The 25998-nt window shown below is 72.8% G+C and carries 18 protein-coding genes and 1 pseudogene; 8 read left to right on the forward strand and 11 right to left on the reverse strand.

The genetic code is table 11. The features are described 5' to 3' along the window. Positions 1–2: 2 nt before the first annotated feature. From dapB to rpsO, 4 genes are all read right to left on the reverse strand, one after another. Positions 3–755, reverse strand: a complete 753-nt coding sequence (gene dapB, locus ACFV5H_RS30865; RefSeq protein WP_385058996.1) for a 4-hydroxy-tetrahydrodipicolinate reductase — start codon at positions 753–755, stop codon at positions 3–5. Positions 756–781: 26 nt separating this feature from the next. Next, a complete protein-coding gene (locus tag ACFV5H_RS30870) occupies positions 782–2161 on the reverse strand; it encodes a M16 family metallopeptidase (RefSeq protein WP_385198227.1) in 1380 nt (459 codons plus the stop codon). Beyond that, the gene (locus ACFV5H_RS30875; RefSeq protein WP_385198229.1) at positions 2158–4383 is read right to left on the reverse strand and encodes a polyribonucleotide nucleotidyltransferase; all 2226 of its coding nucleotides are present in this window, start codon (positions 4381–4383) and stop codon (positions 2158–2160) included. The genes ACFV5H_RS30870 and ACFV5H_RS30875 overlap by 4 nt, the downstream gene beginning before the upstream one ends. Before the next feature lie 292 nt (positions 4384–4675). Next, the gene (gene rpsO / locus ACFV5H_RS30880) at positions 4676–4963 is read right to left on the reverse strand and encodes a 30S ribosomal protein S15 (RefSeq protein WP_004924725.1); all 288 of its coding nucleotides are present in this window, start codon (positions 4961–4963) and stop codon (positions 4676–4678) included. Positions 4964–5231: 268 nt separating this feature from the next. Here rpsO and ACFV5H_RS30885 point away from each other — a divergent pair, with 268 nt between their 5' ends. Together ACFV5H_RS30885 and ACFV5H_RS30890 are read left to right on the forward strand one after the other, a co-directional pair. Further along, a complete protein-coding gene (locus ACFV5H_RS30885) occupies positions 5232–5531 on the forward strand; it encodes a DUF397 domain-containing protein (protein ID WP_385056899.1) in 300 nt (99 codons plus the stop codon). A 372-nt stretch (positions 5532–5903) separates the two neighbouring features. Next, positions 5904–5984: pseudogene (locus tag ACFV5H_RS30890) on the forward strand (hypothetical protein); the annotation flags it as partial. Between the two features lie 23 nt (positions 5985–6007). Here the strand turns inward: ACFV5H_RS30890 and ACFV5H_RS30895 are convergent. After that, positions 6008–6469, reverse strand: a complete 462-nt coding sequence (locus ACFV5H_RS30895) for a hypothetical protein (protein ID WP_385198243.1) — start codon at positions 6467–6469, stop codon at positions 6008–6010. Between ACFV5H_RS30895 and ACFV5H_RS30900 the strand changes: the two genes are divergently transcribed. The 6 genes from ACFV5H_RS30900 (at position 6459) to ACFV5H_RS30925 (ending at position 16022) form a co-directional block, all read left to right on the forward strand. Next, entirely contained in the window at positions 6459–9608 is a 3150-nt protein-coding gene (locus tag ACFV5H_RS30900) for an AAA family ATPase (protein ID WP_385198242.1), read from the forward strand. The genes ACFV5H_RS30895 and ACFV5H_RS30900 overlap by 11 nt on opposite strands. Positions 9609–9861: 253 nt before the next feature. Next, positions 9862–11724 carry an ABC transporter substrate-binding protein gene (locus tag ACFV5H_RS30905; protein ID WP_385198231.1) on the forward strand — a complete coding sequence of 621 codons (1863 nt, stop codon included), beginning with the start codon at positions 9862–9864 and terminating at the stop codon, positions 11722–11724. A 17-nt stretch (positions 11725–11741) separates the two neighbouring features. Next, the gene (locus ACFV5H_RS30910; protein ID WP_385198232.1) at positions 11742–12857 is read left to right on the forward strand and encodes an ABC transporter permease; all 1116 of its coding nucleotides are present in this window, start codon (positions 11742–11744) and stop codon (positions 12855–12857) included. Further along, positions 12854–13768 (forward strand): ABC transporter permease, encoded by a 915-nt coding sequence (locus ACFV5H_RS30915; protein ID WP_385056906.1) that lies wholly within the window; start codon positions 12854–12856, stop codon positions 13766–13768. The genes ACFV5H_RS30910 and ACFV5H_RS30915 overlap by 4 nt, the downstream gene beginning before the upstream one ends. Further along, positions 13765–15036, forward strand: a complete 1272-nt coding sequence (locus ACFV5H_RS30920) for an oligopeptide/dipeptide ABC transporter ATP-binding protein (protein ID WP_385198234.1) — start codon at positions 13765–13767, stop codon at positions 15034–15036. The genes ACFV5H_RS30915 and ACFV5H_RS30920 overlap by 4 nt, the downstream gene beginning before the upstream one ends. Further along, positions 15033–16022, forward strand: a complete 990-nt coding sequence (locus ACFV5H_RS30925) for an oligopeptide/dipeptide ABC transporter ATP-binding protein (RefSeq protein ID WP_385056912.1) — start codon at positions 15033–15035, stop codon at positions 16020–16022. The genes ACFV5H_RS30920 and ACFV5H_RS30925 overlap by 4 nt, the downstream gene beginning before the upstream one ends. A gap of 4 nt (positions 16023–16026) precedes the next feature. On the opposite strand, the gene ACFV5H_RS30930 is transcribed toward ACFV5H_RS30925, so the two are convergent. The 6 genes from ACFV5H_RS30930 to infB form a co-directional block, all read right to left on the reverse strand. After that, positions 16027–16980 carry a bifunctional riboflavin kinase/FAD synthetase gene (locus ACFV5H_RS30930; protein WP_385198235.1) on the reverse strand — a complete coding sequence of 318 codons (954 nt, stop codon included), beginning with the start codon at positions 16978–16980 and terminating at the stop codon, positions 16027–16029. A 145-nt stretch (positions 16981–17125) separates the two neighbouring features. Then, on the reverse strand, positions 17126–21172 hold the full coding sequence (locus tag ACFV5H_RS30935) for a serine protease (protein ID WP_385198236.1): 4047 nt from the start codon (positions 21170–21172) through the stop codon (positions 17126–17128). A gap of 246 nt (positions 21173–21418) precedes the next feature. Beyond that, the gene (truB, locus tag ACFV5H_RS30940; RefSeq protein WP_385056920.1) at positions 21419–22324 is read right to left on the reverse strand and encodes a tRNA pseudouridine(55) synthase TruB; all 906 of its coding nucleotides are present in this window, start codon (positions 22322–22324) and stop codon (positions 21419–21421) included. Beyond that, positions 22321–22770, reverse strand: a complete 450-nt coding sequence (gene rbfA / locus ACFV5H_RS30945) for a 30S ribosome-binding factor RbfA (RefSeq protein WP_385056923.1) — start codon at positions 22768–22770, stop codon at positions 22321–22323. The genes truB and rbfA overlap by 4 nt, the downstream gene beginning before the upstream one ends. Before the next feature lie 49 nt (positions 22771–22819). Next, on the reverse strand, positions 22820–23113 hold the full coding sequence (locus ACFV5H_RS30950; RefSeq protein ID WP_385056925.1) for a DUF503 domain-containing protein: 294 nt from the start codon (positions 23111–23113) through the stop codon (positions 22820–22822). A gap of 153 nt (positions 23114–23266) precedes the next feature. After that, positions 23267–25998: translation initiation factor IF-2 (gene infB / locus ACFV5H_RS30955; RefSeq protein WP_385198238.1), on the reverse strand; the 2732-nt coding region annotated here is incomplete at its 5' end.

The raw sequence follows: 25998 nt of genomic DNA on the forward strand, positions 1-25998 counted from the left end.
GCTCAGTTCAGGTCGAGGAAGTGTTCCAGGCCGAAGGTCAGGCCGGGAGTGGTCACCACGCGGCGGGCGCCGAGCAGGATGCCGGGCATGAAGCTGCTGTGGTGCAGGGAGTCGTGGCGGACGGTGAGGGTCTCGCCCTCGCCGCCGAGCAGGACCTCCTGGTGGGCGAGGAGCCCGCGCAGCCGGATCGCGTGCACCGGGACCCCGTCGACGTCCGCGCCGCGGGCGCCGTCGAGGGCGGTGGTGGTGGCGTCCGGGGCGGGGGCGCTGCCGGCCCGGCGGCGGGCCTCCGCGATGAGCTGGGCGGTGCGCGTGGCGGTGCCGCTGGGGGCGTCCACCTTGTTCGGGTGGTGCAGCTCGACGACCTCGACGGACTCGAACCAGGGGGCGGCGATCTGCGCGAACTTCATGGTGAGGACGGCGCCGATGGAGAAGTTCGGCGCGATGAGCACGCCCGTCTCCGGGGACTGCTCCAGCCAGCCCCTCAGCTGTGCGAGGCGGTCGTCGGTCCAGCCCGTGGTGCCGACGACGGCGTGGATGCCGTGACGCACGCAGAAGTCGAGGTTGCCCATGACCGAGGCGGGGGTGGTCAGCTCCACGGCGACCTGGGCCCCGTTCTCGGCGAGGGTCTCCAGCTTGTCGCCCCGGCCGAGGGCGGCCACCAGCTCCATGTCCTCGGCGGCCTCGACGGCCCGTACCGCCTCGGAACCGATCCGGCCCTTGGCACCGAGGACCGCCACGCGCAGCTTGCTCATGTTCCTTGTTTCCTTACCGGGAGGGGTCAGGCGACGGCGTCGTGCAGGCGGGACGCCTGCTTGTCCTTGAGCGGGCCGATGACCGACAGGGAGGGCCGCCGTCCCAGGACGTCGCGGGCGACCGAGCGGACGTCGTCCGGGGTCACCGAGGCTATCCGGGCCAGCATGTCGTCGACCGACATCTGCTCGCCCCAGCACAGTTCGCTCTTGCCGATACGGTTCATCAGCGCGCCGGTGTCCTCGAGGCCGAGGACGGTGGAGCCCCTCAGCTGGCCGACGGCGCGCTCGATCTCGTCGTCGGGGAGTCCGTGCTCGGCGACGTGGTCGAGTTCGTCGCGGCAGATCTTCAGCACGTCGTGCACCTGGGAGGGCCTGCAGCCCGCGTACACGCCGAACAGGCCGCAGTCGGCGAAGCCGGACGTGTACGAGTACACGCTGTAGGCCAGTCCGCGCTTCTCCCGGACCTCCTGGAAGAGGCGGGACGACATGCCGCCGCCGAGGGCGGTGTTCAGCACGCCCAGGGCCCAGCGCCGCTCGTCGGTGCGGGACAGGCCCGGCATGCCGAGGACGATGTGCGCCTGTTCCGTCTTGCGGCCGATGAGCTCGACCCGGCCGGCGGTGCGCAGCGCGCGCGAGCCGCCGCGCGGGGCGATCGGATCGGCGTCGGCGTTCTTGAGGGCGCCGGCCTTCTCGAAGGCGGCACGGACCTGGCGTACGACCTTGTTGTGGTCGATGTTGCCGGCGCAGGCGACCACGAGATGGGTCGGGTCGTAGTGCTTCTTGTAGAAGCGGCGGATGCGGTCGGCGGTGAGGGCGTTGACCGTGTCGACCGTGCCGAGGACGGGGCGGCCGAGGGGGTTGTCGCCGAACATGGTGTGCGCGAACAGGTCGTGCACGCAGTCGCCCGGGTCGTCCTCGGTCATCGCGATCTCTTCGAGGATGGCGCCGCGTTCGACGTCGACGTCCTCCTCCTGGATCAGCGAGCCGGTCAGCATGTCGCACACCACGTCGATGGCGAGCGGCAGGTCGGTGTCGAGCACGCGCGCGTAGTAGCACGTGTACTCCTTGGCCGTGAACGCGTTCATCTCGCCGCCGACGGCGTCGATGGCGGAGGAGATGTCCAGGGCGGAGCGGCGGGAGGTGCCCTTGAAGAGCAGGTGCTCCAGGTAGTGGGTGGCGCCGTTCAGGGCCGGGGTCTCGTCGCGGGAGCCGACGTGGGCCCAGATGCCGAAGGTCGCCGAGCGGACCGAGGGCAGCGTCTCGGTGACGATGCGCAGGCCGCCGGGGAGGGTGGTCCTGCGGACCGTACCGATGCCGTTCTCGCCCTTGATCAGGGTTTGGGTACGGGCGACGGCCCGCGCCTCCGAGGAGGTGCGGGCCGTCGCCTTGGCGCTACGGGACGTCACTTGTCGGCGTCGTCCTTCTTGTCGTTGTCGGAGGCGCCCTCTTCACCCTCGATCACGGGGATCAGGGAGAGCTTGCCGCGGGAGTCGATCTCGGCGATCTCGACCTGGACCTTGGCGCCCACGCCGAGCACGTCCTCGACGTTCTCCACGCGCTTGCCGCCGGCCAGCTTGCGGATCTGCGAGATGTGCAGCAGACCGTCCTTGCCCGGCAGCAGGGAGACGAAGGCGCCGAACGTCGTCGTCTTCACGACCGTGCCCAGGTAGCGCTCGCCGACCTCGGGCATCGTCGGGTTGGCGATGCTGTTGATCGTGGTGCGGGCGGCCTCGGCGGCGGGGCCGTCGGCGGCGCCGATGTAGATGGTGCCGTCGTCCTCGATGGTGATCTCGGCGCCGGTGTCCTCCTGGATCTGGTTGATCATCTTGCCCTTGGGGCCGATGACCTCGCCGATCTTGTCGACCGGGATCTTCACGGTGATGATCCGCGGCGCGTTGGGGGACATCTCGTCCGGCGTGTCGATCGCTTCCATCATCACGTCGAGGATGTGGAGGCGGGCGTCACGGGCCTGCTTGAGGGCGGCGGCCAGGACGGAGGCGGGGATGCCGTCCAGCTTGGTGTCGAGCTGGAGGGCGGTCACGAACTCCTTGGTGCCGGCGACCTTGAAGTCCATGTCGCCGAAGGCGTCCTCCGCACCGAGGATGTCGGTGAGGGCGACGTAGTGCGTCTCGCCGTTGATCTCCTGGGAGATCAGGCCCATGGCGATGCCGGCGACCGGGGCCTTGAGCGGCACACCGGCGTTCAGCAGCGACATCGTGGAGGCGCAGACCGATCCCATGGACGTCGAGCCGTTGGAGCCGAGGGCCTCGGACACCTGACGGATCGCGTAGGGGAACTCCTCGCGCGTCGGCAGCACCGGCACGATGGCACGCTCGGCGAGCGCGCCGTGGCCGATCTCGCGGCGCTTGGGGGAGCCGACGCGGCCGGTCTCGCCGACGGAGTACGGCGGGAAGTTGTAGTTGTGCATGTAGCGCTTGCGGGTCACCGGGGAGAGGGTGTCCAGCTGCTGCTCCATACGGAGCATGTTGAGGGTGGTGACGCCCAGGATCTGGGTCTCGCCACGCTCGAACAGCGCCGAGCCGTGCACGCGCGGGATGGCCTCGACCTCGGCGGCCAGGGTGCGGATGTCGGTGACACCGCGGCCGTCGATGCGCTTCTTCTCCTTGATGACGCGCTCACGGACCAGGGACTTGGTCAGCGAGCGGTACGCGGCGGAGATCTCCTTCTCGCGGCCCTCGAACTCCGGCAGGAGCTTCTCGGCGGCGAGCGCCTTGACGCGGTCCAGCTCGGCCTCGCGCTCCTGCTTGCCGGCGATGGTCAGCGCGGAGGCCAGCTCCGGCTTGACGGCGCCGGTGAGGGCCTCGAGGACGTCGTCCTGGTAGTCCAGGAAGACCGGGAACTCGCCGGTCGGCTTGGCGGCCTTGGCGGCGAGGTCGGCCTGGGCCCTGCAGAGCACCTTGATGAAGGGCTTCGCGGCCTCCAGACCGGCGGCGACGACCTCCTCGGTCGGCGCCTCCGCGCCGCCCTCGACCAGCTTGATGGTCTTCTCGGTGGCCTCGGCCTCGACCATCATGATCGCGACGTCGCCGTCCTCCAGGACGCGGCCCGCGACGACCATGTCGAAGACGGCGTCTTCGAGCTCGCTGTGCGTCGGGAACGCCACCCACTGGCCGTTGATCAGCGCGACGCGGACGCCGCCGATCGGGCCGGAGAAGGGCAGACCGGCCAGCTGCGTGGACGCGGAGGCGGCGTTGATCGCCACGACGTCGTACAGGTGGTCGGGGTTGAGCGCCATGATCGTGGCGACGACCTGGATCTCGTTGCGCAGGCCCTTCTTGAAGGACGGGCGCAGCGGACGGTCGATGAGGCGGCAGGTGAGGATGGCGTCCTCGGAGGGCCGGCCCTCGCGGCGGAAGAAGGAACCGGGGATCCGGCCCGCGGCGTACATCCGCTCCTCGACGTCCACCGTGAGGGGGAAGAAGTCGAGCTGGTCCTTGGGGTTCTTGGAGGCGGTGGTGGCCGACAGCACCATGGTGTCGTCGTCCAGGTAGGCCACGGCGGAGCCGGCGGCCTGGCGGGCCAGGCGGCCCGTCTCGAAGCGGATGGTGCGGGTGCCGAAGGAGCCGTTGTCGATGACGGCCTCGGCGTAGTGGGTCTCGTTCTCCACTAGCGTTTTCTCCGTTACTTTGTCGTCTTTACGTCCCGTCTCGCCCGTGTGGCGGAGGGGACGGGGGCGGAGAAGCGCTCCGCTGGTGCGGGCCGGTCTTCGATCGAAGCTCCCGGGGTTCACTCTCCCGGGGGCCACTACCGAGGACCGGCGGCGGCGAGGTGCGCTTCTCCTCGTGCGTCGTTCGTACCTGTTGCGTTGTGCTACCACACTACAAAGGTGCGGTGACAGTCCGCACGTACAGCAAAGGGAGCGGTCCCCTTACCCCGGGAACCGCTCCCTTCACGGCGTCTTACTTGGCGCCCGCCGCACCGCGGCGGATGCCGAGGCGGTCGACCAGCGCACGGAAGCGCTGGATGTCCTTCTTGGCGAGGTACTGCAGCAGCCGGCGGCGCTGACCGACCAGGATGAGCAGACCACGGCGGGAGTGGTGGTCGTGCTTGTGGGTCTTGAGGTGCTCCGTCAGGTCGGAGATCCGACGGGAGAGCAGAGCGACCTGGACCTCGGGGGAGCCGGTGTCACCCTCCTTGGTACCGAACTCGGAGATGATCTGCTTCTTCACTGCGGCGTCGAGCGACACGCGTACTCCTCATAGTCTGTGAGTGGCCACCGAGCGCCCCCGGTCTTCGTCTCGGGGGGTCTTCCATGACTCGGAAGGCGGGGATCCGCTGGGCGCGACCTCCGGAGCGAGCCCGCTCCGGTGGCGCGTACACAAACGGCCGTCACTCAGGGTACCAGGCTGGACCGGGGCCCTTCCCCCCGGTCCGCCGAACCGGCCGGACGGGACGTCGCAGGCCACTAGGGTGAGCGCTCGGACAGTTCGTACGTCGGGAAGGGGTCGCTGCGGCATGGCGGAGACGGCTGAGGAGATCAAGGCACGCAAGGAGCGGGAGAAGGACGAGCTCTACGCCCTCGACATCTCCGGCGTCGAGTGGCACAGCGCGCCGGGCACCGAGGAGCACGAGGAGCGGGTCGAGATCGCGTACCTGCCCGGCGGTGCCGTGGCCATGCGGTCCTCGCTCGACCCGGACACGGTGCTGCGGTACACGGAGGCGGAGTGGCGGGCCTTCGTGCTGGGGGCGCGGGACGGTGAGTTCGACCTGGAGCCGGCGCCGGGCGACGGAGGGCTTGCCGCGGCCTCCGAGTGATGTGGAGATGTGGCAACGGGCGGTACGCGTGCGTGCCGCCCGTTGGCCTGTGCGTCAACTGGTGGCTGTCCAGGGCGGGTTGATGGTGTCACACGTGGGATGGACTGGGTGGCCCGCCTGTTGACCGTTGCGTGGGTGTTGAGCGAGTTTGCCCGCTTAAGTAGCGAAATTCGTACGGCTCTTGACCGCGACGCATGAGGCGGAACGGCCCGTGCCGAGGGGTGGGCGGGGCTGACGGGGTGGGGCTACTGGTGATTAGGCTGGTACCCGGCGCGACGCCAGAACCCGCGAACCGGGCCCCGGCGTCCTACGGGGAGGGCACATGGTCGCCCCCAGCACGCACGAGGGTGCTCGACCACACCAGGAGGAACTGTGAGCAGCGATCGGGACGGGACGCGCGGGGGCTGGGCGACACCCGGCGATGGCCAGCCCGACGCGGAGTCCGCCATCGAGACGACGGGCGAGTTCACCATCGACTACGCACCGCCGGCCTGGTACACGCAGAACGCTTCGGAGAGTTCGGAGTCGGGGGCGTCGTCCGCTTCGTCGCCCTCCGGTTCCTCGCCCTCCTCGCCGGCTTCGGCTCCTTCCTCCCATGTGCCCGTTCCGCCGTTGCCGGGGCTGGCTCCGCCGCCGCACGCGGTGGGAGCGGCGGGGCCTTCGTCCCTTCCGGCGCAGCCGCCCGCGCCCGCGCCGGGGGCGCCCTTCACTCCGCCCGCGCCCGCTCCTGCACCGGGCGCCCCGTTCACGCCTCCGGCGCCCGCGCCCGCCGTGCCGTTCACGCCGCCCGCACCGCCCGCACCACCCGCGCCGCCGTCCGGAGGGCCGGTGGCCGTGCCGAGGCTTCCGGTGGGGAGCGGGTTCGAGCCGCAGCGGTCGGAAGCGGAGAAGGAGCCCGAGGAGTCGGGTGCGGCTTCCCCTTCGGCCGTGCCGAACATCCCGGTCGGCGGGTTCCAGGCCGACAACGGTGATCTGGAGAGCGGTGCGACGATCCGCTTCTCCGCCGCCGCGCTGAAGCGGGAGATCGCGGAGCGCGAGGCGGAAGCCGAAGCGGGCGCGGAAGCTGAGGCCGAGGCGGAGGCCGAGGCGGAGGCCGAGGCGGAAGCCGAGGCGGAGGCCAAGGCGGAAGCCGAGGCGGAGGCCAAGGCGGAAGCCGAGGCGGAGGCCGGCGCTGAGGCCGAGGCGGAGGCTGAGGTGCGACTGGAGCCGTCCGACGGTGAGGACGGGACCGACGACGACGCCGAGAGCACCGCGGAGGTCTCCGACGCCGCGGTGGGCCCGTCGGACGCCGACGACGCCCAGGAGGCGTCCGGTACGTCCGGCGAGCGCGAAGTCGGCGAGGTCTCCGACTCGGAGGACGTCACACCTGAGGACGCCGAGTCCTCGGTGACCGACGTGGAGGACGACGCCGCGTCGGCGGAGCCGGAGGCCGAGCCCGAGGACGCGGTGCCCTCCGGGGGCGTACCGGTGACGGACGAACCGACGGCTGTCGAGCCCGAGGACGCCGAGCCGGTGAACGACGCGGTGCCCGCCGACACGGTGCCCGCAGAGGCCCCCGAGGACAGCACGCCCCAGGACGCCGCCCCGGCCACGCCCGACGCCCCGCCCGCCTGGACTCCCCCGGCGCCGCAGGGTGTTCCCCCGGTGCCGTCGGCGTACCCCGCCGCCCCGGCGCCGGCCGGTCAGTGGCCCGCGCAGGCGCCCGCCCAGCCGGCGGACGGGGGCGCGCAGCCTCAGCCCGCGGCAGCGCAGGACCAGCCGGCCGTCCCTGCCCAGCAGCCGCCGTTCCAGCCCCAGGCGCCGCAGCCCGCGCCCGCCGCCTGGAACCCGCCGACCGCCCCGCAGGCCGGCTACGGCTTCCCGCCCGCCGGCCCGGCACCCCAGCAACAGCCCGAGACCCGGCCGGCGCCGAACGCCCCGGCCGGCTACGGCTTCCCGCAGCCGGGTCCCGCGCCGACGCCCCCGGCCCAGCCCGCCGGTACTCCCGGCGCGGTGAACCCACAGGCCGGATACGGCTTCCCACAGCCCGGCGCGGCAGCCCCACAGCCCGAGGCTGCCCCCGCACCCGACCCGCAGGCCGGATACGGCTTCCCGCAACCGGGCGCAACAGCCCCGCAGCCCCCCGCACAGCAGCCCGACACTCCGCCCGCGCCGACGCCCAGCGCCCCCGCCGGCTACGGCTTCCCGCAGCCGGGCGCCGCCCCGACTCCCCCGGCCCAACCTGCCGGTTACGGCTTCCCGCCCGTCGGCGCCCCCGGCGCGGCGAACCCGCAGCCCGAGGCTGCCCCCGCACCCGACCCACAGGCCGGATACGGCTTCCCACAGCCCGGCGCCCCCGGCGTGGCAGCCCCCCAGCCCCCGGCCCAGCAGCCCGAGCCCCCGGCCGCGCCGGCGCCGAACGCCCCGGCCGGCTACGGCTTCCCGCAGCCGGGCGCGGCAGCCCCGACGTCGGCTCCGCAGCCCTCTGCGCAGCCCCAGCCCGACACTCCGCCCACCCCGGCGCCCAACGCCCCCGCCGGCTACGGCTTCCCCCAGCCGGGTGCCACCCCGGCCCCTCCGGCCCAGCCCGCCGGTTACGGCTTCCCGCAGCCCGGCGCCCCCGGCGCGGCAGCCCCCCAACCCCCGGCGCAGCAGCCCGAGAGTGCTCCCGCTCCCGACGCGCACGCCGGGTACGGGCTCCCCCAGCCCGGCGCGGCAGTTCCGCAGCAGCCCTTCGGGCAGGCCCGGCCCGGCACCCCGCCCGTGCCCGGCCCGCAGGCCGGTTACGGCTTCCCGCAGCAGCCGCCGCAGGGGCAGCAGCCCGGTGTGCCGCCGCAGCAGCCCGTCGATCCGCGTACCGGGGCCGCCTGGCCGCAGCCCATCCAGCACGACCAGCGGCAGCCGACCAACCCCGGTGCGGCGCCCCTCGGTTACACCGCTGCCGTGGAGCTGTCCTCGGACCGGCTGCTCAACAGCAAGAAGCAGAAGGCGAAGAGCAGCCGCCCCGCGGGCGGCGGTTCGCGTTTCAAGCTGGGCGGGAAGAAGGAGGAGGCCGAGCGGCAGCGGAAGCTGGAGCTGATCCGTACGCCGGTGCTGTCCTGCTACCGCATCGCCGTCATCAGCCTCAAGGGCGGCGTCGGCAAGACGACCACGACCACCGCCCTCGGCGCCACCCTCGCCACCGAGCGGCAGGACAAGATCCTCGCGATCGACGCCAACCCGGACGCCGGTACGCTCGGCCGCCGTGTGCGGCGCGAGACCGGGGCCACCATCCGTGACCTCGTCCAGGCGATCCCGTACCTCAACTCGTACATGGACATCCGGCGGTTCACCTCCCAGGCGCCGTCCGGTCTGGAGATCATCGCCAACGACGTCGACCCGGCCGTGTCCACGACGTTCAACGACGAGGACTACCGGCGCGCGATCGACGTGCTCGGCAAGCAGTACCCGGTCATCCTCACCGACTCCGGTACGGGTCTGCTCTACAGCGCCATGCGCGGCGTGCTGGACCTCGCCGACCAGCTGATCATCATCTCCACGCCGTCCGTGGACGGTGCGAGCAGTGCCAGTACGACGCTGGACTGGCTGTCCGCGCACGGGTACGCGGACCTCGTCTCGCGGTCCCTCACCGTGATCTCCGGGGTGCGCGAGACCGGCAAGATGATCAAGGTCGACGACATCGTGGCGCACTTCCAGACCCGGTGCCGGGGCGTGCTCGTCGTGCCGTTCGACGAGCATCTGGCCGCCGGTGCGGAGGTCGACCTCGACATGATGCGGCCGAAGGTGCGGGAGGCGTACTTCAACCTCGCGGCGCTGGTCGCCGAGGACTTCGTACGGCATCAGCAGTCGCACGGTCTGTGGACCTCCGACGGCAACCCGCCGCCGGTCGCCGCCCCGCCGATGCCGGGCCAGCCCTTCCCCGGCCAGCCCGTTCCGGGTCAGCCCATGCCCGGTCAGCCCATGCCCGGTCAGGCCGTCCCCGGTCAGCCGGGCCCGTACCCCCAGCAGCCGCAGCCCGGACAGCCCCCGGCCCAGCCCGGCCACCCGTACCCGCAGGTCCCGGGCCAGCCCTATCCCCCTCACCCCGGCCGGCAGTAAGGCACCGCAGCCGAGCGGCCCCTTTCGAGGGGCCGCTTTCGCGTGCGGGGCCGGAATCCGCCGTCAGGCCCTGGCCAGCAGTGCTTCAGTGATCTGGACCAATGAACGCGCCATGTGCGTGAACTCGTTGTTTCCGCAGGCCACATGGGGTGTTCGCGCCGTTGACGCCCGCGGTGGTCGCTGATAGACACACTCATCACTCATCTGATCAACCCGTCCTTCCCGTGCGAGCGATGACGTGAGGTCAGCGACCATGGAAACGAACGATCAGTACGGCGGCCAGCACCGCACCCCGGGCCGCACCCGGCTCGTCATGGCGGCCGGCGCCGCCGCGCTCACCCTCAGCGCCGGGCTCGCCACCCCGCTCAACCCGGCGCCGCAGCAGGCGCGGGCGGCCGACGACGGCGCCAAGGTGCTGACCGTCGCGGTGGCGCAGAGCGTCGACTCGCTCAGCCCGTTCCTGGCGGTACGGCTGCTCAGTACGAGCATCCACCGGCTCACCTACGAGTACCTGACGAACTACGACCCCGAGGACAACCACGTCATCCCCGGCCTGGCCACCAAGTGGGAGTCGTCGCCGGACAAGCTGACCTGGACGTACACCATCCGCTCGGACTCCGCGTGGTCGGACGGCGAGCAGGCCACCGCCGAGGACGCGGCCTGGACGTTCAACACGATGATGACGGACCCCGGCGCGGCCACCGCGAACGGCAGCTACGTCGCCAACTTCGAGAAGGTGACCGCGCCGAGCCCCACCGAGCTGGTCATCGAGCTGAAGAAGCCGCAGGCCACGATGACGGCGCTGGACGTGCCGATCGTTCCCAAGCACGTGTGGGAGAAGGCCGGCGACTACTCGAAGTTCAACAATGACAAGGACTTCCCCGTCGTCGGCAACGGGCCGTTCGTCCTCACCGACTACAAGGCGGACAGCTATGTGCGGCTGAAGGCCAACAAGGACTTCTGGCGCGGGTCACCCAAGTTCGACGAACTGGTCTTCCGCTACTACAAGGACCAGGACGCCGCGGTGTCGGCGCTGCGCAAGGGCGAGGTGTCGTTCGTCGCCGGGTCGCCGTCCCTGACGCCCGCCCAGACGGACGCGCTGAGGAGCGAGAAGAACATCCGGGTCAACGACGCGCCGGGGCGCCGCTTCTACGCGCTGGCCACCAACCCGGGCGCCAGGGCGAAGAACGGCGAGGAGATGGGTGACGGACACCCCTCGCTGCTCGACCAGCGGGTGCGCAACGCGCTGTTCATGGCGGTGGACCGGAAGACCATCATCGACAAGGTGTTCCAGGGGCACGCCGTGGAGGGCGCCGGCTACATCCCGCCACGTTTCTCGCAGTACTTCTGGGAGCCGTCGGCCGACCAGGAACTGGCGTACGACCCGGCGGAGGCGGCCCGGCTGCTCGACCGGGCCGGCTACAGGAAGAACGGCGACGGCAAGCGGATCGGCAAGGACGGCAAGCCGATCGACTACCGCGTGCTGTGCCACGCCACCGACCCGAACGACAAGGCGGTCGGCCAGTACCTCGAGGAGTGGTGGGGCGACCTCGGTATCGGGGTGACGCTCAACTGCCTGGACAACGTGACCGATCCCTGGCTCGCCGGTGAGTACGACCTCGCCTTCGACGGCTGGTCGGTCAACCCGGACCCGGACTTCGTGCTGTCCATCCACACCTGTGCGGCGCTCCCGGCGACGCCGGAGGAGACCGGCGCGACCGACAACTTCATCTGCGACAAGACGTACGACGAGCTGTACGCGCGGCAGCTCGCCGAGTACGACGCCGGCAAGCGGGCGGACCTCGTCAAGCAGATGGAGTCGCGGCTGTACGACCTCGGGTACATGAACGTCATGGCGTATCCGAACGCGGTCGAGGCGTACCGCACGGACCAGATCGAGTCGATCACCACCATGCCGGCGAAGGCGGGCAACATCTACGGCCAGGACGGCTACTGGAGCTGGTGGTCGGCGGTGCCGGCGGACTCCGGTGACGGGGGCGGTGATTCGTCGTCGACGGGTGTGGTCATCGGGATCGTCGCGGGTGTCGTCGTCCTCGCGGGGCTGGGGCTCCTCGCGGCGATGCGGCGACGGGCCACGGCCGAGGATCGCGAGTAGGCGGCGAACGGACACTCATGACCGCTGACGCGACATCCGCATCGGTGGGGGGCACGGGGGCCGCCGGTCCGGCGAAGGACGGACCGGAGGCCACCCGCGGGCCACGCGGGCCACGCGGGCCACGCGGGCCACGCGGGCCACGCGACGGCCGTATCACCACCGCGTATCCGCGCTATGTGGCGGGCAAGCTCGCCGGCGCGGCCGTGTCCCTGCTCGCCGTCCTCGTCACCAGCTTCTTCCTCTTCCGGCTGATCCCCGGCGACCCGGTGAAGTTCATGACCGGCGGCCGCCAGGTGTCGGCCGAGCAACTGGCCACGTACCGGGAGCAGTTCGGGCTTGACCTGCCGCTGTGGCAGCAGTTCACCGACTACTGCGGCAAGGCGCTCACCGGTGACCTGGGGACGTCGTACCAGTTCAACGCGCCCGTGGTCGACAAGATCACGGAGGCGCTGCCGAACACGCTGCTGCTCACCGGCACCGCCTTCGTCCTCTACACGGCGCTCGGGATCGTCCTGGGCACCCGGTCGGCGTGGCGGCACGGGCGGCTCGGCGACAGGCTCAACACCGGGCTGGCGCTGACGCTGTACTCCCTCCCCTCCTTCTGGCTGGGCCTGCTGCTGATCACCACGCTGTCGGTGGGGATCGGGCCGCTGCCGGGCCTGTTCCCGACCGGTGGCATGGAGTCGGGCGGGGAGGAGGGCTTCGCGTACGTCGTGGACGTGGCGCACCACCTGGTGCTGCCGGTGCTGACGCTGGTGGCCGTGGATTACGGGCAGACGCTGCTGGTGACGCGGTCGGCGCTGCTGGACGAGATGGGCAGCGACTATCTGACGACCGCGCGGGCCAAGGGGCTGCGCGACGACCTCGTACGGCGCCGGCACGCGGTGCCCAACGCGCTGCTGCCGACCGTGACGCTGATCTTCATCAACCTCGGGCGGACGGTGGCCGGTGTGATCCTGGTGGAGACGGTCTTCTCCTGGCCGGGTCTGGGAGGGCTGTTCTACCAGGCGCTGAGCGTGCCCGATCTGCCGCTGGTGCAGGGGCTGTTCTTCGTGTTCGCCGCCGCGGTGGTCGTGATGAACACGCTCGCCGATCTGATCTATCCGCTGTTCGATCCCCGGGTGGGCCGATGACGACCGAGAAGACGCCGGCCGCGCGCCCCCGCGCCCTGGCGTGGCAGCGGCGCCGGGCCTCGGCCGCGCGGTTCTGGCGGCAGTACCGCACGCACCGGGCCGGCCTCTTCGGCCTCGCCACGCTCGCGCTGTTCGCGCTGCTCGCGCTGGCCGCTCCGCTGGTCGTCGGCTCCGACGTGGCCGACGTGACCGGCGCGCCGGGCAGCCCGTTGGAGCGCCCGAGCGCGGAACTCCCCTTCGGGGCCGACCGGTTCGGGCGGAATCTGCTCGGCCTGGTGATCTGGGGTGCGCGGGTGTCGCTGCTGGTGGGGCTGCTGGCGGCCGTGCTGTCGGTGGCGATCGGCACGGTGATCGGGGTGACGGCGGGACACTTCCGGGGCTGGTACGCGACGGTGGTGATGCGGATCACCGACTGGTTCCTGGTGATGCCGACGCTGGTGCTGGCGATCGCGCTGGCCACGGTGATGTCCCGCTCGCTGCTGACGATCGTCGTGGCGATCGGGGTGACGACCTGGCCGACGACGGCCCGGCTGGTGCGGGCGCAGACGCTGGCGGTGGAGACCCGGCCTTACATCGAGCGGGCGCGGGCGCTCGGCGGCGGGCACTGGCACATCATGTCCCGGCATGTGCTGCCCAACGTGATGCCGCTGGTGCTGGCACAGACGACGCTGATCATCTCCTCAGCGATCCTGGCGGAGGCGACGCTGGCCTTCCTGGGGCTCGGCGATCCGACGGTGGTGTCGTGGGGCGGGCTGCTGCAGGACGCCCGGGAGGCGGGTGCGGTCAGCGCCGGGCACTGGTGGTACCTGGTGCCGCCGGGCATCGCCATCGCCGTGGTGGCGCTGGCGTTCACACTGTGCGGACGGGCCGTGGAGTCCGTCCTCAACCCCAGGCTGGGGGTGTCCCGTTGAGTCTGCTCGACGTCAGAGGGCTGACGGTCACGTACGCGGGCGGGGCGGCCGCCGTGCGCGGGGTGGACCTACGGCTGGACGCGGGTCGCAAGCTGGGGATCGCCGGGGAGTCGGGCTGCGGCAAGTCCACCCTGGCGCTGGCGCTGCTGCGGCTGCTCCCGGCCGGGACGCGGGTCGGCGGGGAGATCCTGCTGGACGGCGAGGACGTACTGGCCATGAAGTGGGGCCGGGTACGGGCGGTCCGCTGGGCCGGGGCGTCCATCGTGTTCCAGGGGGCGATGCACTCCCTCAACCCCGTACGGCGCATCGGCGACCAGATCGCCGAGCCGATCCTGCTGCACCGGAAGGCCACTCCGGCCGGGGCGCGGAAGAAGACCGGGGAGCTGCTGGAGCACGTCGGTCTTCCGGCCGCCCGTGCGGCGGCCTACCCGCACGAGTTGTCCGGCGGTCAGCGGCAGCGCGTCATGATCGCCATGGCGCTGGCCTGCGATCCGCGGCTGATCATCGCCGACGAGCCGACGACCGCGCTGGATGTGATGATCCAGGCGCAGATCCTGCGGCTGATCGAGCGGCTGGTCGCGGACCAGGACGTGGGGCTGATCATGATCAGCCATGACCTCGCGGTGCTCGCCGGCACCTGTGACCGGCTCGCGGTGATGTACGCGGGCCGGGTGGTCGAGGAGGGCCCGGCGGGAGAGGTGTACGAGTCCGCCCGCCACCCCTACGCCCAGGCGCTGTCGGCCGCGTTCCCGCGCATCGGCGACCCGGCGTCGCGCTTCGCGCCGCGTGGCCTGCCGGGCGACCCGCCGGACCCGGCGGCGCTGCCGTCGGGCTGCACGTTCCATCCACGGTGCCCGGTGGCGCTGGACTCCTGCGCCACGGAGGACCAGCCGCTGCGGAACGCGGGCCCGAGCCGGCGGGTGGCGTGCGTACGGGTCACCACGGCGGCCGAGCCGGCCGACGAACCGGATTCCCCACGGGACACTCCGACCGACGGCCCGGCCGCGCGGCGGGACCCGGCGGACGGTGGTCCGGATCCCCACCGGAACACAGCGGACGACGCACCGGGCCCACGGCGGGACACAACAGACGACGGCCCGGCCCCCCGGCCGAGCAAGGCAGCCGGCGACTCCGGCACCCGACACGGCACGACAACCGACGGACCCGACCCCCGACCGAGCACGACAGCCGGTGATCCGGACCCCCAGCGGAACACGGCAGCCGGTGATCCGGGGTCCCTGGAGGAAGCGAGGCCCAATACCCCATGAGCACCTCCACCACTCCCCTCCTCAGCGCTCAGGGTGTGCGCGTCGCCTTCCCGGGGCGGCACGGTGCCCCGGTCGCCCGGGCCGTGGACGGTGTCGATCTGGACATCCGTCCCGGTGAGATCGTCGCCCTGGTCGGCGAGTCGGGGTGCGGCAAGACGACGCTGGCCCGCGCCCTGCTGGGTCTGGTCGAGCCGACCGCGGGCCGGGTCACCTTCGACGGACGGCCGCTGGAGTACTCCGGCCGCTCCCTGAAGGCGTACCGCAGGCGCGTGCAGCTGGTGCTGCAGGACCCGAGCGGCTCGCTCAACCCACGGCACACGGTGTACGACGCGGTGGCCGAGGGACTGCGTATCCACGGCCACGGCGGTGACGAGCGGGCCGCGGTCGCCGACGCCCTGTCCCGGGCCGGGCTGCGTCCGCCGGAGCGCTTCCTCCTGCGCTATCCGCACGAGTTGTCCGGCGGTCAGCGGCAGCGCGTGGTGATCGCGGGCGCGCTGGTGCTGGAGCCCGAACTCCTCGTCGCCGACGAGCCGGTGGCCTCCCTGGACGCGTCCGTACGCGGGGAGATCCTGGCCCTGCTGCTGCGGCTGCGCGCCGAGCTGGGCCTGTCCGCACTGGTCGTCACGCACGACCTCGGACTGGCCTGGAACATCGCCGACCGGGTCGCGGTGATGTACCTGGGCCGGATCGTGGAGACCGGGGCGGTGGAGCAGGTCCTGACGGCCCCCCGGCATCCGTACACCCGGGCCCTGCTGTCGGTCCTCCCCGAGGCGCCGGGCGAGCCGGTGGTCCTCACGGGTGAGCCCCCGGACCCGTCCCGTGTCCCGTCCGGCTGCCGGTTCCACGCCCGCTGCCAGATCCTGGCGGGCGGCGAGGCGGACCGGGCGGGGGTGGCGGAGGCGTGCCGGGGCCGGGACCCGGAGATCCTCGGCGGGGGCGGCGCGGCCCAGGTGGCGTGCCACTGGGCGCACGCCCGGAAGAACTGACCGGTTACGGCTTCCCGGCCGTGGCCACGAGGTCCTTGCAGTGCTCGACGTCCTCGGCCATCTGCTCCAGCAGCGCCTCCAGCGTGTCGAACTTCGCCTGGCCGCGCACGAAGGCCAGGAAGTCGACGGCGACATGGAGGCCGTACAGGTCGAGGCCGACGCGGTCGATGGCGTACGCCTCGACCGTGCGCTCGGTGCCGTCGAACTGGGGGTTGGTGCCGACGGAGATCGCGGCCGGCATGGCCTCGCCCTGGGCGTGCAGCCAGCCGGCGTAGACACCGTCGGCGGGGATCGCGGTGTGCGGGAGGGTCTCGACGTTGGCCGTGGGGAAACCCAGGTCACGGCCGCGCTGGGCGCCCCGGACGACGACGCCCTCCACCCGGTGCGGGCGGCCCAGGATCTCGGCGGCGCCCTCGACCTCGCCCTCGGCGACCAGACGGCGGGTGAGCGTGGAGGAGAACGGCTCGCCGCCGCCCGCCTCACCGCTGACGTACAGGTCGACGACCTCGACGTCGAAGTCGTAGACCCGGCCCTGTTCAGCGAGGAACTCCACGTTGCCCGCGGCCTTGTGGCCGAAGCGGAAGTTGGGGCCCTCGACGACCGCCTTGGCGTGCAGCTTGTCGACCAGCACCTTGACGACGAAGTCGGCGGCGGACAGCTTCGAGAACTCGGTGGTGAAGGGGAGGATCAGGACCGCGTCGACACCGAGGCCGGCCATGAGTTCGGCGCGCCGGTGGTGCGGGGCGAGCAGCGGGGGGTGGCTGCCGGGGCGGACGACCTCGCTGGGGTGCGGGTCGAAGGTGACGACGACGGCGGGGACGCCGAGCTCCCGGGCGCGGTCCACGGCATGCCGGATGATCAGCTGGTGTCCGCGGTGGACTCCGTCGTAGGAGCCGATGGTGACGACGCTGCGCCCCCAGTCCTGGGGGATGTCCTCCAAGCCACGCCAGCGCTGCACTGTGCCTGCTCCTTGTCGAAACCTTGTCGAACGAACCCGAGTCCGTGGACTTCTCTGCGCAGCTCTAAGGGTGCCATGCCGTGTGCCGGGCGCCCGCATCGGCATGGGGGCTGTGTGACGGGGTGCACGTGCCGGCCGGGCGGGGTCAGGCGGGGACGACCGCGCCGGCCAGGTTCTCGATGGTCCGGCGGGTGGCGGGCCCGATCAGCGTGGACCACTCGCGTGGGGCGTCCGTCAGCCAGCCGGCCACGGCGGCGGCGAAGCCCGGCACATGGCTGCCCAGGTCGGCCAGACAGCGGTCGAAGCGGGTGGCGCCCTCCGTGGTGCGCGCGAGGAGCAGCCCGGTGCGGTGGACGAGGACGCGCGGCTCGGGGCCGGTGTTGCGGGCCGCGGCGCGCAGCACCGCCTCCAGGACGGCGGGGTCGGACTCGCGGGCGAGCAGGGTGTCCAGCAGTTCGCGGCGCAGCGGGCGGGAGGCCGGTGTGCCGGGGCCGGCGAGGATGCCGGCGAGGGCCACCCGGAGCGGTTGCGGGCCGCCGTCGAGCAGACCGGTGAGCAGGGTCCTCAGTACGGCACGGGCGGCCGGGCCCCGCTCCAGCCGCCCGTCGGCGTACGCGGCCACCTGTCCCGTCAGCTCCGGCCGCCGCTCCACCGTCTCCCGTACGAGTGCGGCGACCTGGCGGGCCGGGGCGGGCGGGGTGGCGTCGGCGAGGGCACGGAGCGTCTCGCCCGCGCCGGTCCCGCCGAGCCTGGTGCGGAAGGCGTCGAGGACGGGCTCCGGGTGGGTGGCGAGGGCGGGGGTGAGCGCGCTCGGCGGGAGGTGGGGGTCGCCGGCCGCGAAGCGCTCCAGGGCCCGCGGGAGGTGGCGGTCCCTGCTGTTCGGGTCGCGGACGAGGAGGGCGAGGGCGCCGCCGTGCAGCTCGCGGTCGGAGGTGCGGACGAGGACGGCGAGCGCCGCGTACCTCAGCAGGGTGCGGTCGGTGTCGTCGCGCGCGTACGGCGCGACGAGCAGGCCGTAGGCGACGGCCGTGGCCCGTCGTGCGGGTCGTCCGTCCTTCGCCCACCGGTCGACGGCCCTGCACATCGCGGCGGGCTCCTCCTCCGTCAGCACGGTGAGCAGTTGGTCGGCCCGCCGGTGCGCACTGTCGGCGAGCGCCTCCGTCAGCGCGTCCGGGGCCGCGTGCCGATGGGTGTGCAGCAGCGCCTGCGCGGCGGTCGCCACGGTCGCGTGCGGGGTGGCGGGCAGCGGCCGCTCGTCCTCGAACCAGCGGACGAGGTACGGCAGTACGGCGACGGGGTCGGCGGCGAGCAGCCGCGCGGTGGCGTCGAGGAAGCGGGGCCCGTTCTCGCACGGGGGGCCGTCGGCGTGGACGAGCCGGCGCAGCAGTGCGCACCGCGTCTCCGGCGGCAGCCGGAGAGCGGTCCAGAAGGCGGGCCCCAGCTCCGGCGGCACGCCCCGCCGTTGCTCCCGCCAGGCCACGAGACGGTCGGCCAGCAGCCGCAGCACGTCCGTGTACGGCGTCGCGTCGGCCACGCGCGCGAGGGTCCCGCCGAGCAGGCGGACGGCCCACCAGGAACCCGGAGCGGCATCGAGGGCGTGCACCAGATCCGTGAGCCGCGTGGAGAGCCGCCGGCTGCCGTGCCGCCGCGCGAGGAACAGCAGGGCCTCGACGACGACACCGATGCGGTGGTGCGGGACGGGGGTGCCGGCCGGAAGGACGGCTTCGGCGCCGGGGGCGGCCGGGAGGAGGCCGACGGCGGGCAGCGCCGGGCGTCCGGCAGCCACGCCGCCCCCACCGTCATCGGCCGTCACACCGCTGTGGTGGAAGAGGCAATCGTCAGCAGGCCGGTAATCGGTATCGGCGACGGCCCAGGGATCGGGACCGACAACGGTCCAGGGATCGAAAGCGACAGCAGGCAGATCACGACGATCACCGGCCGAACCGGCCCAGCGGCCGGACAACGGAAGAGCCCCCTCAACGGCATCCCGACCGCCGGAAGCAGCGGCGGATCGGGGCCGGCCGCCGGGCGGCGGGAAGCCGTCCTCGGCGGCAGCCGGCCGCGGGAGGCGCCCGTCGGGAGCGACCGGGGTGGCGGGAGCGGTGTGGACCAGGGCGCGCAGGGCGTCGTCCACGTCGAGGTGGGTGCCGTGGAGCCAGTCGGCCAGTTCCTCGTCCGCGAACCGGTAGCCGGTCGTCCCGGCCGGGACGAGGAGCCCCTCGGCGAGCACGGCCGAGGCCCAGCCGGTGCCGCCGCCGAGCCGGGCGGGGGCGGACCCCCGGGGGAACAGCGCGTCGAACGTCTCCCGGTCCAGCCCGCCCGCCCCGAGGCTGCGCCGGGCGGCCTCGTGCACCTGTCCGGCGACCTTGGCGGCGAGCCGGCGTACGGCGGTGCCGCGGATCCCGTTCCCGTCGGCGAGGCGGACGGCGATCCGCAGGCACATCAGGTCCAGGTGGGCGGAGAAGACGTCGTCGCGGTCGACGGGGGCGTCGGGGGCGGTGTCGGCGTGGGCGGACCGGATGTCCGCGAGCATCCGCAGGGTCAGGGGGTGGCGGGCGTCGGCGGCGGCCACCGCGCCCTCGGGGACGCCGTGGCGGGCGCGCGCCTGGCGGGCCTCCTCGGCGGTGAGATCGCCGAGGGCCACACAGGCGGGGAGCCCGTCGGGGCGGGGCGCACCGGCGTGCAGCAGCTCTTCCGGGAACCCCGCCTCCTCCCAGTACTCCGCGCGGCACGCGACCACCATCCGGGCCCCCGTCGCCCGCAGCCACCGCACGGTCCCGGCGGTCCACTCGGCCGGCCTGTCGAGCAGGATCTCCTCGGGGCCGTCGAGGAGGAGCAGCAGGGGGTGGCCGGCCGTGCGGGCGAGCCCGGCCAGGTGCTCCGGGCTCACGTCACCGAGGGCGTCCGGGCCGGCCGGGAACGGGGCGCGGGAGGCCGCGACGACGACGGCGGCCCGGTCCAGTGCCCGACGGGCGGCGTCCGCGACCGAGCCGTCGCCCTCGTCCAGGTCGGCACCGCGCAGCCGGAGCGTGGGCCGGCCCGCGCGGTGCCGGCGGGCGGCGAGCGCCGCGAGCTGCGTCGTACGACCACTGCCGGGCGGCCCGACCAGGCCCAGCACGGCGGCCTCGCCCCGCTCGAACGCGGCGAACTCCGCGAGCACGGCGGACCGGTCGACGGGCCCCACGCCACCGGCCGGCCCGCCCTGTCCGACCGAGGAACCCTCCGCACCCACAACAGACCCCACAACACCGGCCGACCCACCCCGCTCGAACGCGGCGAACTCCGCACCCACAGCGGACCGGCCGACAAGCCCCACACCACCGGCCGGCCTGCCCTGTCCGACCGAGGAGCCCCCCGCACCCACAACAGACCCCACAACACCAGCCGACCCACCCCGCTCGAACGCGGCGAACTCCGCACCCACAGCGGACCGGCCGACAAGCCCCACACCACCGGCCGGCCCGTCCCACCCGACCGAGCCGGCCGTGAGCTGCACCACCCCGGCGAGGTTGAGGTCGGCTCCGTGGGCCGGGACCGTGGCCGTGTTCTCGGTGAGCAGTTCGGCGAGCGGGCCCTCGGCGGGGGCCCGGGGAGGCAGCCGTACGGCGAAGCCCTCGGCGCGGTCGTCCGAGTGGAGCGCGGTGCCGAGGACACCGAGGACGGTGCCGGTGGTGGCGTCGAGCACCGGGCCGCCGGCGGCGCCGCCGCCGAGCCGCAGCGCGTCCCGGCCCGCGGTGCCGACCGCCAGTTCCAGCGCGTCACCCAGTGCGTACGCGCGGTCGGTGGCGGTGTAGGTCACGGGGCCCGTCCCCAGCACGCGCGCCTCGCGCCAGCCTCCGGCGGGGATCCGCACATAGGTGCCGGGCCGGACGGTGCGCCGCGTGGTGACCGGCAGCGGTGCGACGCCGAGCCCCTCGCTGCGGACGAGGGCCAGGCCGAGCGCGGGCAGCGGGGTCACCGCGTCCGCGGTCACCACGCACTGGCGGCCGGCCGCCGCGTGCAGCACGATCCGGGGCAGACCGTCGACCGCCTCGTGACTGGTGATCACCGTGCCGTGGTGATCGGCCACGAAGCCGGTGCCGCGCGGCCGGCCGGCGAGGTCGTGCAGCCGGACCAGGACGTCGCACAGGCCCGGAGCGTCGTCCGGGGCCTCCCGTTCGTGACGGGGTTCGTATTCGTAGGGGGACGGCATCGTCGAGCCTCCCGTCGCGCATCCGTGCCCTTGGCTGCGACAGTAGGGCCGGGATGATCAGCGGGACAGATCGTCCGGTGAACGCGCCCCCTTCCGCTCCCCCGGTTCACTCCGAGCGCCCGCACTTACGGGTGAACAGGCGGGGGTGGATGGATACACCCTAGGGGTGGGGGAACCGAGGGGGACCGTGGAGCGGCGGCATGTCCATCCCCGTGACGCCGCTCCACGGGCGGACCCGCCCGCGGGTCAGCCGAAGACGGCCAGGCTCTTGGCCTTGCCGCGCTGCTCCTCGACGAGGGCCAGGAAGCGGCGCTCGGGGCCGAACACGGCCACGGCTCCGGAGCCGGCGTACTCCTCGGGCATCTCGAGGCGTACCCCGTTGGTGAGCAGCCTGGCCCGCCGGTCGTCGACGTCCCAGCACGGGAACGCGGCCGTGGCGGCCTCGGCGATCGGCATCACCGTCAGCTCCTGCTGGAGCTGGTCCAGCGTCTTCGCGGAGTCCAGCTTGTACGGGCCGACGCGGGTCCGGCGCAGCGCGGTGAGGTGCCCGCCGACGCCCAGTCCTGCACCCAGGTCGCGGGCGAGGGCGCGGATGTAGGTGCCGGAGGAGCAGACGACCGACACCACCAGGTCCAGCACCGGGGTGCCGTCCTCGGCGACTGCCTCCCGGACGTCGTACACGGAGAACGAGGAGACGGTGACCGGCCGGGCGGGGATGTCGAACTCCTCGCCCTCCCGGGCCCGCTTGTAGGAGCGCACCCCGTTGATCTTGATGGCGCTGACCTTGGACGGCACCTGCATGATGTCGCCGGTCAGGCCGGCGACGCCGGCGTCGATGCCCTCGCGGGTGACCGCGGAGGCGTCGGTGGAGGAGGTGATCTCCCCCTCGGCGTCGTCGGTGAGCGTGTTCTGCCCGAGCCGGATCGTGCCGAGGTACTCCTTCTCGGTCAGCGCGAGGTGGCCGAGGAGCTTGGTCGCCCTCTCGACGCCGAGGACGAGGACGCCCGTCGCCATCGGGTCGAGGGTGCCGGCGTGGCCGACGCGCCGGGTGCGCGCGATGCCGCGCATCTTGGCGACCACGTCGTGCGAAGTGAAGCCCGACGGCTTGTCGACGATGACAAGGCCGTCGGGCGTGGTGGGCTTCCGGTTCATTCGGCGGTGTCGTCCGTCTCGTCGTCTTCCGGCTTGCGGTACGGGTCGGCCTCGCCGGCGTACGCGGCGCCCGCGGACGCCTCGCGCACCTTCGCGTCGGACTGGCGCGCCCGGTCGAGGAGGTCCTCGATGTTGCGTGCCGTGTCCGGGAGCGCGTCCATGACGAAGGCCAGGGTCGGCGTGAACTTCACGCCCGCCGCCCGGCCCACCTCGGAGCGCAGGACGCCCTTGGCGCTCTCCAGGCCCGCCGCGGCGGCCTTGCGCTCCTCGTCGTCCCCGTACACCGTGTAGAAGACGGTCGCCTCCCTGAGGTCACCCGTGACCCGGGTGTCCGTGATGGTGACGTGCGAGCCGAGCCGCGGGTCCTTGATCCCGCGCTGCAGCTTCTGGGCCACCACCTCTCGGATGAGGTCCGCCAGCCTTTTCGCCCGCGCGTTGTCGGCCACTGGTCCGTCTCCCGTTCTTTCCTGTCTGCGTATCTCTGGGCTGTGGTCGTCAGTCGTCTTCACCGTGGAAGCGCCGCCTGACGGACAGCAGTTCCACCTCCGGGCGCCCGGCGACCAACCGCTCGCAGCGGTCCAGTACGTCGGTCAGGTGCCCCGTGTCGCCGGACACCATGGCCAGGCCGATGACCGCCCGGCGATGGAGGTCCATGTGATCCACCTCGGCCGCGCTCACCGCGTACTTGCGCTGGAGTTCGGCGACGATCGGGCGGACGACGGAGCGCTTCTCCTTCAGCGAATGTACGTCGCCGAGGAGGAGGTCGAAGGACAGTGTCCCCACATACATGTGCAACCGGTTCACCCGCCGGTACGGGATCGATGGCCCCGCCATCCGTGGTGGGCAGGGACATCAGAACCGTACATCGAAGGGGACGCGGCGATCGACGGATATTGTGCTCCGCCGGCCGCTCCGCCGTGTGCCCGCGCACACCGTGGGGTGTTACACCCGCGGCTTCTCGCGCATCTCGTACGTCGCGATGACGTCGTCGACCTTGATGTCGTTGAAGTTTCCGAGGTTGATACCGCCCTCGTAGCCTTCGCGGATCTCGGTGACGTCGTCCTTGAAGCGACGCAGACCCTCGATGTTGAGGTTCTCCGCGATGACCTTGCCATCGCGCAGCAGGCGCGCCTTGGTGTTGCGCCTGACCTCGCCGGAGCGGATGAGCACACCCGCGATGTTGCCCAGCTTGGACGAGCGGAAGACCTCGCGGATCTCCGCCGTACCGAGCTCGACCTCTTCGTACTCCGGCTTGAGCATGCCCTTGAGGGCCGCCTCGATCTCCTCGATCGCCTGGTAGATGACCGAGTAGTAGCGGACGTCCACACCCTCGCGCTCGGCCATCTGCGCGGCACGCCCGGCGGCGCGCACGTTGAAGCCGATCACGATGGCGTCGGAGCCCATCGCCAGGTCGATGTCGGACTCCGTGACCGCACCGACGCCGCGGTGCAGGACGCGGATGTCGACCTCTTCGCCGACGTCCAGCTGGAGCAGCGAGGACTCGAGCGCCTCGACCGATCCGGAAGCGTCACCCTTGATGATCAGGTTCAGCTGCTGGACCTCGCCGGCCTTGAGCACCTTGTCCAGGTCCTCGAGCGACACGCGGCGCGTGCGCTTGGCGAACGCGGCGTTGCGCTCACGGGCGGCGCGCTTCTCGGCGATCTGACGGGCCGTACGGTCCTCGTCGACGACGATGAAGTTGTCGCCCGCGCCCGGGACGTTGGTCAGGCCCAGGACCTGGACCGGCGTCGACGGGCCCGCCTCGGCGACGTTGTTGCCGTTGTCGTCGAGCATGGCGCGCACACGGCCGTAGGCGTCGCCCACCACCATCGTGTCGCCGACCCGCAGCGTGCCTCGCTGGACGAGGACGGTCGCCACGGCACCGCGGCCGCGGTCGAGCCGGGACTCGATCGAGATGCCCTGCGCGTCCTGCTCCGGGTTGGCCCGCAGGTCGAGCGAGGCGTCCGCGGTGAGGATGACGGCCTCGAGGAGGCTGTCGATGTGCAGACCCTGCTTGGCGGAGATGTCGACGAACATGGTGTCGCCGCCGTACTCCTCGGCCACCAGGCCGTACTCGGTCAGCTGACCGCGCACCTTGGTCGGGTCCGCGCCCTCGACGTCGATCTTGTTGACCGCGACGACGATCGGGACGTCGGCCGCCTTGGCGTGGTTGAGCGCCTCGACCGTCTGCGGCATGACGCCGTCGTTGGCCGCGACGACCAGGATCGCGATGTCGGTCGACTTCGCACCGCGGGCACGCATGGCGGTGAACGCCTCGTGACCCGGGGTGTCGATGAAGGTGATCTTGCGATCCTCTTCGTTGACCTCGGTCGTGACCTGGTAGGCACCGATGTGCTGGGTGATGCCGCCGGCCTCGCCCGCGATGACGTTCGTCTTGCGGATGGCGTCGAGGAGGCGGGTCTTTCCGTGGTCGACGTGACCCATGACGGTGACGACCGGCGGGCGGACCACCAGGTCCTCCTCGTCGCCCTCGTCCTCGCCGAACTCCAGGTCGAAGGACTCGAGCAGCTCGCGGTCCTCCTCCTCCGGGCTGACGATCTGAACGGTGTAGTTCATCTCGCCGGCGAGGAGCTGGAGCGTCTCGTCGGAGACGGACTGGGTCGCGGTGACCATCTCGCCGAGGTTCATCATGACCGCGACGAGCGACGCCGGGTTGGCGTTGATCTTCTCCGCGAAGTCGGTGAGCGAGGCACCGCGCGACAGGCGAATGGTCTCGCCGTTGCCACGAGGCAGCATCACGCCGCCGACCGACGGGGCCTGCATGGCCTCGTACTCCTGGCGCCTCTGCCGCTTCGACTTGCGGCCACGACGCGCGGGACCACCGGGACGGCCGAAGGCGCCCTGCGTGCCACCACGGCCACCGGGACCGCCGGGACGACCACCGAAGCCGGGACGGCCACCGCCGCCGGCGAAGCCGCCGCCACCACCGGGACGGCCGGCGAAGCCGCCGCCACCACCGGGACGACCGGCACCGCCGCCGCCACCGGGACGGCCGGCGAAGCCGCCGCCGCCACCGGGACGACCGGCACCGCCAGGACGACCCGCACCGCCCGGACCGCGGCCGCCGGGGCCGGGACGGGGGCCGGCAGCGGGACGCTGCGGCATCATGCCGGGGTTCGGACGCGGGCCGCCGGGGCCGCCGCCGGGACGGGGACCACCCTGCGGACGCGGCATCGAGCCCGGGGTCGGGCGCTGCCCGCCCGGAGCCTGCGGACGCGGACCGCCGCCCTGGGCACCGGGGGCCTGCGGACGGGGACCGGCACCGCCGGGACCACCGGGACCACCCGGACCGGGACGCGCGCCCTGCGGGCGCGGAGCCTGCGGACGGGCCATGCCGGTGGAGCCACCGGAGGTGAAGGGGTTGTTACCGGGACGCGGACCGGCCGGGCGACCGCCCGGACGCGGTGCGCCGCCGCCGGGACGCTGACCCTGACCGGCCGGACGGCCCTGGCCGCCCTGACCCTGACCCTGACCACCCTGACCGGCGGGACGACCGCCGGGCTTGGGGGCACCGGGACGCGCGCCGCCGGGCTTCGGGCCGGACGGAGCCGGAGCCGAGGCCGCCGCCGCGGGCGGGGCCTGGAACTCCGGGGCCGCCGGAGCCGGTCGCGGCGCGGGGCGCGGGCCCGGACGCGGACCGGAGGCCGCCGGCG

The organism is Streptomyces sp. NPDC059787, assembly GCF_042732315.1.
In the GTDB taxonomy this organism is placed as follows: Bacteria; Actinomycetota; Actinomycetes; order Streptomycetales; family Streptomycetaceae; genus Streptomyces; species Streptomyces atrovirens.